The following is an 11,229-nucleotide window of genomic DNA, read 5'->3' as shown; positions in this document are numbered from 1 at the left end:
ACGGTGGCGGTGGCGGCGGCGTGAGTCACAGAAGCTCCGTCGGCTGCGTGCCGGCCCTCTCTGGCAGAAGTCCGGCTTCAGACAAGGCGGCGCGTACCATGGGAATCGATAATTTTCGTGTCCGCCGGTGATCGGCCGTTTCCTCGATGCGATCGACAACGCGCAGGACAGCGAGATGGCTGCGCTCGACCCGCCTCACGAGCCAGGCGATGAGGTCCGGCCGCGCGTCGAGCTCGCGGCGATCGAAGAGGTAGCGGAGCAGCTCGGGCATCAGCGCATCGTCAGGCGGGCCGAGCCGTAGCATCGGGCTCGCCGCCAGTCGCGATCTCAGGTCCGGCAGGCGCACCGCCCATTCGGGCGGCGCCGCGTCGGCGACGATCAGCAGCGGCCGGCGTTCGGTCTGCGCGCGATTCCAGGCATGGAAGATCTCGGTCTCGCTCACTCGTTCGGCATCGTCGATCATCGTGCCGCCGGTCTTGGCGACGAACATGCGCGCGAGCAGGCTGCGTCCGGACTTGCGCGGACCGACCAGCAGCGCCGCCATCACCGGCCAGGTGCCCCAATGCTCGATCGCATGGACCGCCCGTGCGTTCGATTCACTGACCAGAAACTCGTCCTCGCGGTTGACCGCGGGCTTGGGGAGCGGGAGGTCGAACTGATCCGGCGTCATCCGCCGTTGGGACTTGAGGTTGCGGTGGGCGTCGGCGTCGGCGCCGCGGGTGCCGCCGCTCCCCGGCGGCGGATGCGCAGCGTCGTGCCCGATCCCTGCACGCTCCAGCCGCGGCTCTCGAGCGAGGTCCTGAGTACATTCACGTCGCCATTGTAGGTCACGCGCATCACCGAGACGCCGCCGAGCGCCAGGCTGATCGTCGTCGCGGAGCTCACGCCGGGCACGCTCCGGATCGCGGCCTCGCCCGCGTTTACGGATCCGGCCGAGGGCGTGTCGAACTGAATCGCGACCGACGTTCCGCCACCCGCCGGAGTGGCGGTGTCGATCGGCAGGTCCTCGATCGGCATCGCCGCTTCGGGCGTCGGAGTCGCCTCCGGCATCGGCGGCGGCGACAGCAGCGCATCGGTACGCAGCAGCCCGCCTTGAAGCGCGTCCTGATAGGCGCGATCAAGCCGCGCCACGCCCTCGTCGAGCAGCGCCGGCAAGCCGTCGCCGTTCTCCACCCGCAGCGTAAAGCTGGTCAGCAGCCGCCGGTCGGGTCCGTGATAGGCGAAGAACGCCGCCTGGATCGGCCCGTTCGGCCATAGACGGTTGAGCCGCACTTCCGGCATCAGCACGTCATTGGCGCCATACTGGTTGAGGATCGTCCGCCACCAGCCGCGCCCGCGCCGCTCGGTCTGGCCGACGTTGAGCAGCAAGGGATCGGCGCCGGTACCGACCGGGCGCACGTAATCGATCACGCTGTTGCCGGTACGGTAGCGCGCCCAGGCCTGCTGCCATGGCGTCGCACGTTCGAACACCTGGCCGGTGCCGCCCGACCACATCACCGGGATCACCAGCATCGGCGCCGAGCGGGTGAATTGGGTCGCGACGCCCAGGATCCCGCCTGCGCGGGCACGATTGAACAGCACACCGAGCTTGGCGATGTAGCGGGTCGGTCCGATCTGCTCGTTCTCGACGACGACGCCGGTCACGATCGAATCGAGCGTACCGTCGGCCAGCTGGCTCGGCCGGCCGGTCAGCCGCTGCGACAGCAGCGTCCAACCCTTGCGCTGCGCGAGGCGCCAGCCGTTGATTCGCGCGGTATCGGCGTCCTTGGCGGCGACGTCGACGCTGATGCCGCCGACCTCGAAATCGCCCGAGCTGTCGATCGGGGCCGCGCCCCGGTCGCCCCCTTCGATCTGCGCGTAGAGCGCCGCGCCGCCCGTCAGCAGCGCCATCGCAAGGATCAGTCCGGACGTGCGAAGGGAAGGAAGACGCGCTGCCATGCGCCGCCCTTTTGGCGAAGCGGGCGTGGAAATCCAAGCGGCTTGTCGATAGGGCGCACGATATGACGAGCTATACCTATGCCGATACCGGCGTTTCGATTGCAGCCGGAAACGCGCTGGTGCGGGCGATCGCCCCGCTGGCCAAAGCCACCCGCCGTCCCGGCGCCGATGCCGAGCTGGGCGGATTCGGCGGCGTGTTCGACCTCAAGGCAGCCGGCTTCACCGATCCGCTGCTGGTCGCGGCCAACGATGGCGTCGGTACCAAGCTCAAGCTCGCGATCGAATATGACGCACACGATGGCGTCGGCATCGATCTGGTCGCGATGTGCGCCAACGACCTGATCGTCCAGGGCGCCGAACCCTTGTTCTTCCTCGACTATTACGCAAGTGGGAAGCTCGATGTCGCAGTAGCCGAGCGCGTGATCGCCTCGATCGCTGAGGGCTGCCGCCAGGCCGGCTGCGCCTTGATCGGCGGCGAGACGGCGGAGATGCCGGGCATGTATGCCGACGGCGACTATGACCTCGCCGGCTTCTGCGTCGGCGCGGTCGAGCGCGACGCGCTGCTGACCGGCGACCGCGTCGCGGCGGGCGACGTGATCCTCGGCCTCGCCTCCTCCGGCGTTCATTCCAACGGCTTCAGCCTCGTGCGCCGTCTCGCCGCCGACAGGGGCTGGAAGCTCGACCGCCCCGCCCTGTTCGACCATGAGGTCCGCCTGATCGACGTGTTGATGGCGCCGACGCGGATCTACGTCGCCAGCCTGCTCCCGCTCTTGCGCGCGAAGCGCATCCACGGCCTCGCCCACATCACCGGCGGCGGCCTGCTCGAGAACGTCCCGCGCGTGCTCCCCGCAGGCTGCCACGCCCGTATCGACGCCGATGCCTGGGAGCAGCCCCGCCTGATGGCCTTCCTCCAGGCGCAGGGCGCGATCGAGCCCGAGGAGATGGCACGCACCTTCAACTGCGGCGTCGGCATGGCGGTGGTGGTGGCGCCGACCGAGGCCGATTTGATCCGGGAAGCGCTGGAGGCTGTCGGCGAGACGGTCTTCACCATCGGCGCCGTCGAGGCAGGCGAGCGCGGCTGCACCGTCCGCGGCTCCGCCGGCACCTGGAGCGCTCGCGCCGACTGGTCCGCGACGCACCATGGCTAGTATCCGTGCCCCGGCGAAGGCCGGGGCCCAGCCTCCCACCGCAAGCAACTGGGCCCCGGGCTTCGCCGGGGCACGTTCGTGAGACGCAGGGTCGGCGTCCTCATCTCGGGGCGCGGATCGAACATGCGGGCGCTGACCGAAGCGACTCGCGAGCCCGCTTGTCCCTATGAGATCGCGCTGGTCGCCTCCGACAAGGCCGATGCGCCCGGTCTCACCTGGGCGCACGAGCAGGGAATTGCCACCTTCGCCGCACCCAAGGGCAAGGCCGAGCGCGAGGCCGCGATCGATGCCGCACTCCGGTCCGCCGGCGTCGAGGTGATCGCGCTCGCCGGCTATATGCGCCTGCTTTCCGACGAATTCGTCGCGCGCTGGCGCGGGCGAATCGTCAACATCCATCCATCCTTGTTGCCCATTTACAAGGGGCTGGAGACGCACGCCCGCGCGATCGCGGCCGGTGACAGCGAGGCTGGCTGCTCGGTCCACATCGTCACCGAGGAGCTCGACGGCGGCGAGGTGCTGGGTCAGGCGCGCGTGCCCATCCTGCCGGGCGACACGCCCGAATCGCTTGCACGGCGCGTGCTGAAGGAGGAGCATCGGCTCTATCCCAAGGTATTGGCCGAGTTCGTGATGCGATGAGCCCCGACTATCCCGCCGACCTGGAGCGCCTCCGCGCGATCGCGCTGGCGCTGCCCGAGACCGCCGAGCGGCTGTCGCACGGCTCGCCCGGCTTCCACATCGTCAAGGGCAAGTTCTTCGCCTACATCTGGCACAACCACCACAACGACGGCGAGACCGCGGTGATGGTCAAGACCACCGGCCGCGACGAGCAGGCGATGCTGATCGAGGCCGATCCCGACTTCTACTATGCCCCGCCCTATCTCGGCCCCTCCGGCTGGGTGGCGATGCGGGTCGGCCGGCCCGATACCGACTGGGACCGGATCGGCGACCGCGTCGCGATCAGCTGGGAGCTGGTCGCGCCGCGCCGGTTGCTGGAGGCGGGCGGACGATGAGCGAGACCAAGACCGCAGCCGAGAAGGCCGAGGACCGCGCAATCCGCCGCCGCTGGATCAGCATCGGCGAGGGGGTGGCGGTCGCCGGCGTGCTGATCGCCGCCGGATCGCTGTATCTGAGCTGGTCGGAGAAGCGCGAGACCGCGGCGGAACGCCAGGCGGAAAAGGCCGAGGAGGCGCGCAGGGCCACGACCATTACCTTCGTCGGTAAGCCGGACGGCGACGACCTGACGCTCGCCGATCCCACGCATCCGGGCGTCGCCAGCATCGACGTCAGCTTCCCGCGCGCGCTGGGCGCGCCGGTGCAGACAGCGGTGCTGGAGCCGCGGATCGAGGCCGGATGGATCCGCAAGCCCCTGCTGGATGCGACCGACGGCGGCCCCGACAGGGTGCAGGGGCGCTTGCCGGTGCTGATCGCAGCCGCGGTCAGCGGCGACAATGGCCAAGGCGCCGACCGCGCGATCTACGATGTCGTGTTCGAGACCGAAGGACGGACCTTCGGCGGCCGCGGCCTCAAGCTGAAGGGTGTACTGTTGCGCCAGCGCGTCGGCGCTCGCGACGCGACCGCCCGCCTCGATCAGCTTTGGGCGACCGAGGCGAGACGATTGGCGGGGCTCAGGAAGAAATAAACTGTGCTCCTGCGCAGGCAGGAGCCTTGGCCTCACCGGAGTCGTTCGCGATCCAATGCTCCCGCCTTCGCAGGAGCACAGAGCGCATGGACCTCAGCCGACGATCTCTTCCGGCGTGAAGAAGAAGGCGATCTCGATCGCGGCATTCTCGTCCGAATCGGAGCCATGGACCGAGTTCGCCTCGATCGACTCGGCAAGCTCCTTGCGGATCGTGCCAGGCTCGGCATTGGCCGGGTTGGTCGCGCCCATGATGTCGCGGTTGCGCTGCACGGCGTTCTCACCCTCGAGCACCTGCACCACTACCGGGCCCGAGGTCATGAAGGCGACGAGGTCGTTGAAGAACGGCCGCTCCTTATGGATCGCATAGAAACCCTCGGCCTGCTCCTTGGTCATGCGGATGCGCTTGGACGCGACGACGCGAAGGCCTGCCTCCTCCAGCATCTTGGTGACCGCGCCGGTCAGGTTGCGGCGGGTGGCATCGGGCTTGATGATCGAGAACGTCCGGGTCGCGGCCATGGCCGTGCGGCTCCTGTGGTCTGGTGATGGTGGAAAACTGGCGCCGCCCTAGTCGGAGGGAGAGGCGAATGCAACCAACAGCCTTAAGGTCATCTGGTTGAGCTAAACCACCGTATTCCCGCGAAGGCGGAATCCATTCTGGCTGAGCATAGCGGGATTCACAGGCTTCAGCGGCAATGGATTCCCGCCTTCGCGGGAATGACGATTGCGTTGGGAAGCGACGCTAACCGAAGGAATGCAAGTTCACGCCGCCTGCTGCCAGCGGCCGTTCTCGTCCTGCTTCCAGTAGCGCCGCTCGACTCCCTCGCGGCCGGCGAGCTCCTTCCACGCCAGCCGCGCCGCCGCGACGCTGTCGGCATCGAAGAAATGGAACGTCCGGTCGAAGCCGAGCGCCTCCTCCCGCCATATCCCGTCCGCCAGCGCGACGTTGCGCGCACCATTTCCCGCCTCGGCGGCGGCGGCGATCAGGACCGGCTGCGCGCTCTCGTCTCCGTTGCCGGCCTGAGCATGAGGCAGGAAGCTTTCGGGCGAGTAGGTCCAAAGCAGCCGGTCGAGCCCGGCGCGCTGCGCCTCCCCTTCCGCCACGATCAGCAGCCGCCCGCCGCCTTCCACCACCCGCTCGGCGATGCGCGGGAGCACCCGCTCCAGCGGCGCGATGGTCAGGTGGTAGAAATCGACTTGCATCAACCCTCGAAATTGTCGCGCACGAACCGATCGAGCAGCCGGACGCCGAATCCCGTCGCGCCCTTGTCGAAGGTGGTGCCCGCTTTGTCCGCCCACACCATGCCGGCGATGTCGAGATGCGCCCATTTGACGCCCTCGTCGACGAAGCGCTGGATGAACTGCGCCGCGGTGATCGACCCGGCACCGCGCGGGCCGACGTTCTTCATGTCGGCGATCGGGCTGTCGATCAGCTTGTTGTAGGCCTCGCCCAGCGGGAGGCGCCACAACAGGTCGCCGCTCGCCTTGCCCGCCGCGAGGAGCTGGTCGGCGAGGGCATCGTCGTTGGCGAACAGCCCGGCATGTTCGTTGCCCAGGCTGATGATCATCGCGCCGGTGAGCGTGGCGAGATCGACGATCGTCCCCGGCTTGTGCACCTTCTGCACCCAGGTGATCACGTCGCACAGCACCAGCCGTCCCTCGGCGTCGGTGTTGATCACCTCGATCGTCTGCCCGGACATCGAGGTGACGACGTCGCCCGGACGCTGGGCATTGCCGTCGGGCATGTTCTCGACCAGGCCGCACACGCCGATGACGTTGGCCTTGGCCTTGCGCAGCGCCAGCGCCTTCATCGTGCCGACGACGGCGCCCGCGCCGCCCATATCCCACTTCATGTCCTCCATGCCGGCGCCCGGCTTCAATGAGATGCCGCCGGTGTCGAAGGTCACGCCCTTGCCGACCAGCGCCAGCGCCGGATCGCCTGCACCCGCCCCGCTCCACTTGAGCGCCAGCACCCGCGCCTCACGCACCGAACCTTGGCTGACGCCGAGCAGCGCGCCCATGCCGAGCTCGGTCATCTCGGCCTCGCCCAACACGGTGATCTCCAGCCCCAGCCCGTCGATCGAGGCGAGCACGCGCGCGACGAAGCTCTCCGGATAGACGATGTTGGCGGGCTCGGTGACCAGCGCGCGGGTCAGGGCGAGGCCCTCGGTCACTGCATCCTGCGCGCTCCAGGCGGCATCGGTGCCGTCGGGCGCGTGGACCAGCGCCACTTCGGTCAGGGTCGGGCGCTGCTTGTCGGAGAGCTTGGTGCGGTAGACGTCGTGGCGCCATCCGCGCTGCGCCACCGCTGCCGCGAAGCGCGCCGCGGCCTTGGCGGTCGGCGCTGATTCGAGGCTGGCGAAATCGACCGCGACCTGGGTGACGCCGCCGACCAGGAAGCGTGCGGTGAGCGCGCCGCCCGCCTTCTCCCAGTCGGGCTCGTTGCCGGCGCCGATGCCGATCAGGGCGACGCGGCGGACGCCGCCGCCGCCGGGCACGAAGAACTCGCCGATCGCGCCCGTTTCACCGTCGAAGCGGGCCGCGCCCGCCGCCTCTGTCACCAGCCGGCGCGCCGCATCGTCGAGCATGTCGAGCTTCGCCTGCCCCAGCCCGTCCTTCGCGACTGGCAGCGCCAGAACCGAAACATCGACGGGCAGCGAGTTGAGCAGGTGAATCTTCATCTGAGGTCCCATGAGCAGCTGGAGCCATATACGGCGGGGAAAGCTTGTGCTCTCTTAGGGCGATGCGCCAAGAGGGCAAGCCGGACCGACGTTGCGATGGCCCACGGCCTGCGATAGGGCCGGCCGCCGGCCGTTCGCCGGCCGTTGTGGAGACGCCTAGTCAAGTGACCCGAACCGCCCTGTTGTTGTCCGGCGCTTTCGGCCTGTCGCTTCTCGCCTTGCCGGCGACCGCGCAGGAGCTGCAGGATCGCCCCGTGCAGCCGGCGCCTCCTCCGGAAACGCCGGCGCCGGCCGATCCCGAGCAGATCCAGTTCAGCGCCGACACGCTCGAATATGACAACAATACCGATACGGTGACGGCGACCGGCGACGTGCGCCTCTACCGCGAGGGCAATCGGCTGCGCGCGGACAAGGTGGTGTGGAACCGCAAGTCCGGCCAGGTCGTCGCCACCGGCAACATCGCCGCGACCAATCCCGAAGGCGATGTCGCCTATGGCGACCATATCGAGCTGACCGACACGCTGAAGGACGGCGTGATCGAGAACATGCTGGTCGTGCTCGACCAGGGCGGCCGCATCGCCGCCCGCCGCGGCGTCCGCGATGCCGGCGGCGTCATCATCGTCGACCAGGCCGCCTACAGCCCCTGCGACGTCGTCGCTTCCAACGGCTGCCCCAAGGAGCCGTCGTGGAAGATCAGCGCGGTGCGCGTCGTCTACGATCCCGCGCTTGGCCGCATCAAGTACAAGGGCGCCAAGCTCTCGCTGTTCGGCCTGCCGGTGATCCCGCTGCCGACCTTCTCGCATCCGATCGGCGGCAAGAGCGACGACGGCTTCCTGACGCCCGACATCCGGCTTGATCGGGTGAACGGGCTCGAGATCGCCGTCCCCTATTATTTCAACTTCAGCGACAGCCGCGATCTCACGATCACGCCGCACGTCTTCACCGATGCGCTGCCGCTGATGCAGGCCGAATATCGCCAGCTCGATTCGCTCGGCGCCTTCCGCATCGGCGGCTACGCCACCTACAGCCGGCGCAGCGACGATCTCGCTTCGGGCGGTACGACGCTCAGCAGCGAGAACGCTTTCCGCGGCTATATCGACAGCGCCGGCCGTTATCAGCTCTCGCCCGAATGGAGCATCAGCGAGTCGATCCGCCTCGCCACCGACCGCACCTTCCTGCGCCGCTACGACATTTCGCGCGACGACCGGCTGCGCAGCACCGTGCGTGTCGAGCGGATCGATGCGGATAGCTATTTCGCGATCACCGGCTGGTCGGTGCAGACGCTGCGCCTCACCGGCGACCAGGGGATGCAGCCGATCGCCCTGCCCGAGATCGACTATCGCCGCCGCTTTGACGACGGCCTCGTCGGCGGCCGCTTCGAGCTCCAGCTCAACAGCCTCGCCCTCAGCCGCAGCGAGGGCCAGGACACCCAGCGCGCCTTCGCCTCGATGCGCTGGGACTTGAGGCGCGTCACCGACTGGGGCCAGCAGGTGACCTTCACCGCCTATGCCCGCGGCGACGTCTACAACACGCGCGACGTGCTCTCGACCGCGGTGGAGAACTACCGCGGCGACGAAGGCTTCTCGACCCGCGCGATCGGCGCGCTGGCGGTCGACGTGCAATGGCCGTTCATCGGCAGCGCGTTCGGCGGCACCCAGCGGATCACGCCGCGCATCCAGATGGTGGTCGCGCCCAAGCTCGCCAATCTCTCGATCCCCAACGAGGACGCCCGCGCGGTCGACCTCGAGGATTCGAACCTGTTCGCGCTCAACCGCTTCCCCGGTTACGACCGGTTCGAGGATTCGACGCGCTTCACCTATGGGCTCGACTATGCGCTCGACCTTCCCGGCTTCGCGCTGGACGCCAACGTCGGCCAGAGCTACCGCCTGAGCCAGCGACCCTCGATCCTGCCCGACGGGACCGGCCTGTCCGACCGCTTCTCCGACATCGTCGGCCGGACGACGCTCCGCTATCGCGACTTCGTCAGCCTCACCCACCGCTACCGTCTCGACAAGGACAACTTCGCGGTGCGGCGCAACGAGATCGACGCGACGATCGGCGGTCGCCAGACTTATGTGCTGCTCGGTTATCTGCGCCTCAACCGCAACATCGACACGCTTGAGGATCTGCAGGATCGCGAAGAGGCGCGGGTCGGCGGGCGCGTGAAGTTCCAGAGATTCTGGTCGGTATTCGGATCGGCGACGGTCGACCTCACCGACCGCGCCGAAGATCCTACCTCCCTGTCCGACGGCTTCGAGCCTGTGCGCCACCGCCTCGGCTTCGCCTATGAGGACGATTGTCTCAAACTTGGCCTGACATGGAAGCGCGATTATCAGAACACCGGCGACGCGCGGCGCGGCAACAGCTACCTGTTGACCCTATCGTTCAAGAACCTGGGCCGCTAAGCCTCGGTTCAGCCTCAATCTGATTTTAGGCAGCGTCGCGACGTGCGCCTATTGGACTTACGGGAAAGCAGCAGTTGGTGAAGATCATTGTTCTGAAGACGGCGGCGATCGCCGCGACCCTCGCCGCGGCGGGGGCGCTCGCGGCGCAGACGGTGCCGGACGACAATCAGGAGACGCCGAGCACCGGACTCGACCTGCCGTCGAACCTCCAGATCTTCGGCAAGGTGGACCCCAACGTCCGCAAGCCGACCGCGATCGTCAATGATACGGTGATCACCGGTACCGACGTCGATCAGCGCGTGGCGATGATCCTGGCGCTCAACCAGTACAAGCCCAGCCCCGAGGAGCTCGATCGGCTGAAGCTGCAAGTGCTGCGCGGCCTCATCGACGAGACGCTCCAGATCCAGGAGGCCAAGTCGCGCGAGATCACCGTCACGCCGGCCGAGATCGATCAGAGCCTCGCCCGCGTCGCGCGCAACTTCAAGCAGACCCCGACCCAGTTCGCCGCCTACCTCAGGTCGGTCGGCTCGTCCGACCGCTCGCTCCGCCGCCAGATCGAGGGCGAGCTCGCCTGGAACCGCCTGCTGCGCAGCCGCGTCGCGCCGTTCATCAACGTCGGCGACGAAGAGGTGAAATCGATCCTCGACCGCCTCAAGGCGTCGCAGGGCGTCGAGGAATATCACCTCAAGGAAATCTATCTGTCCACCACGCCCGAGCGGCAGCAGGAGGTCTTCGCCAACGGCCAGAAGATGATCCAGCAGATGCGCCAGGGCGCGCCGTTCGAATATTTCGCGGCGAACTTCTCGGAGGCCTCGACGCGCGCCAAGCAGGGTGATCTCGGCTGGATCCGACTCGCGACCCTGCCGGATTCGCTGCAGGCAGCCGCCACCCAGCTGGACATCGGTCAGATTGCAGGACCGATCGAGGTGCCGGGCGGCTTCTCGATCCTCTACCTCGTCGACAAGCGGAAGATCGGAATGCCCGATCCGCGCGACGCGCGGCTGAACCTCCGCCAGCTTTCGATCAAGTTCCCGGCCGGCACCACCGAGGCGCAGGCAACCCAACGCACCTCGGCCTTCGCCGCCGCCATCCAGGGGATCCGGGGTTGCGGCGACGTGACCAAGGTGGCGGCCGACATCGGCGCCGAGGTGGTCGACAACGACTCGGTCACCATCCGCCAGCTGCCGCCGCAGCTCCAGGACATCCTGCTGAAGCTCCAGGTCGGCCAGGCGACGCCGCCGTTCGGTTCGCCGCAGGACGGCGTGCGCACGCTGGTGCTGTGCGGCCGCGACGACCCCCAGACCGCTGCCATGCCCGATCCCGAGCAGGTGCAGGCCCAGCTCGAGGAGCAGCGCGTCAATCTGCGCGCCCAGCGCATGTTGCGCGACCTGAGGCGCGACGCTGTCGTCGAGTATCGGTGA

11 protein-coding genes are annotated in these 11,229 nt (G+C 68.2%); 6 read left to right on the top strand and 5 right to left on the bottom strand.

Features of this window, described 5'->3' with window-relative positions:
- Positions 1-25 precede the first annotated feature (25 nt).
- Positions 26-670 carry a P-loop NTPase family protein gene (locus ACMGER_RS09780; RefSeq protein WP_436811963.1) on the bottom strand — a complete coding sequence of 215 codons (645 nt, stop codon included), beginning with the start codon at positions 668-670 and terminating at the stop codon, positions 26-28.
- Positions 667-1,938: a heavy-metal-associated domain-containing protein gene (locus tag ACMGER_RS09775; protein WP_436811962.1), complete on the bottom strand. Its 1,272-nt coding sequence runs from the start codon at positions 1,936-1,938 to the stop codon at positions 667-669. The genes ACMGER_RS09780 and ACMGER_RS09775 overlap by 4 nt, the downstream gene beginning before the upstream one ends.
- A gap of 62 nt (positions 1,939-2,000) precedes the next feature.
- On the opposite strand from ACMGER_RS09775, the gene purM reads away from it, so the two are divergent.
- From purM to ACMGER_RS09755, 4 genes are all read left to right on the top strand, one after another.
- Entirely contained in the window at positions 2,001-3,086 is a 1,086-nt protein-coding gene (purM, locus tag ACMGER_RS09770; protein WP_436811961.1) for a phosphoribosylformylglycinamidine cyclo-ligase, read from the top strand.
- Positions 3,087-3,209: 123 nt separating this feature from the next.
- A complete protein-coding gene (gene purN, locus ACMGER_RS09765; protein ID WP_436812853.1) occupies positions 3,210-3,722 on the top strand; it encodes a phosphoribosylglycinamide formyltransferase in 513 nt (170 codons plus the stop codon).
- A complete protein-coding gene (locus ACMGER_RS09760) occupies positions 3,719-4,096 on the top strand; it encodes an MmcQ/YjbR family DNA-binding protein (RefSeq protein ID WP_436811960.1) in 378 nt (125 codons plus the stop codon). The genes purN and ACMGER_RS09760 overlap by 4 nt, the downstream gene beginning before the upstream one ends.
- Entirely contained in the window at positions 4,093-4,725 is a 633-nt protein-coding gene (locus ACMGER_RS09755) for a hypothetical protein (RefSeq protein ID WP_436811959.1), read from the top strand. The genes ACMGER_RS09760 and ACMGER_RS09755 overlap by 4 nt, the downstream gene beginning before the upstream one ends.
- A gap of 93 nt (positions 4,726-4,818) precedes the next feature.
- Here the strand turns inward: ACMGER_RS09755 and ndk are convergent, their stop codons facing one another.
- From ndk to ACMGER_RS09740, 3 genes are all read right to left on the bottom strand, one after another.
- Complete coding sequence (gene ndk / locus ACMGER_RS09750) at positions 4,819-5,241, bottom strand: nucleoside-diphosphate kinase (protein ID WP_436811958.1); 423 nt, start codon at positions 5,239-5,241, stop codon at positions 4,819-4,821.
- 243 nt (positions 5,242-5,484) lie between these two features.
- Positions 5,485-5,925: a DNA polymerase III subunit chi gene (locus ACMGER_RS09745; RefSeq protein ID WP_436811957.1), complete on the bottom strand. Its 441-nt coding sequence runs from the start codon at positions 5,923-5,925 to the stop codon at positions 5,485-5,487.
- Positions 5,925-7,403, bottom strand: a complete 1,479-nt coding sequence (locus ACMGER_RS09740) for a leucyl aminopeptidase (RefSeq protein WP_436811956.1) — start codon at positions 7,401-7,403, stop codon at positions 5,925-5,927. The genes ACMGER_RS09745 and ACMGER_RS09740 overlap by 1 nt, the downstream gene beginning before the upstream one ends.
- Positions 7,404-7,567: 164 nt before the next feature.
- Here ACMGER_RS09740 and ACMGER_RS09735 point away from each other — a divergent pair, with 164 nt between their 5' ends.
- Both ACMGER_RS09735 and ACMGER_RS09730 read left to right on the top strand, forming a co-directional pair.
- Positions 7,568-9,808, top strand: a complete 2,241-nt coding sequence (locus ACMGER_RS09735; RefSeq protein WP_436811955.1) for an LPS-assembly protein LptD — start codon at positions 7,568-7,570, stop codon at positions 9,806-9,808.
- 77 nt (positions 9,809-9,885) lie between these two features.
- Positions 9,886-11,229 carry a peptidylprolyl isomerase gene (locus ACMGER_RS09730; protein ID WP_436811954.1) on the top strand — a complete coding sequence of 448 codons (1,344 nt, stop codon included), beginning with the start codon at positions 9,886-9,888 and terminating at the stop codon, positions 11,227-11,229.

Origin of the sequence: Sphingomonas astragali (assembly GCF_051400615.1) — a bacterium.
Lineage (GTDB): Bacteria > Pseudomonadota > Alphaproteobacteria > Sphingomonadales > Sphingomonadaceae > Sphingomonas.
Note: the sequence above shows the minus strand (reverse complement) of the source record. Positions and strands in the feature narration are given on the sequence as shown.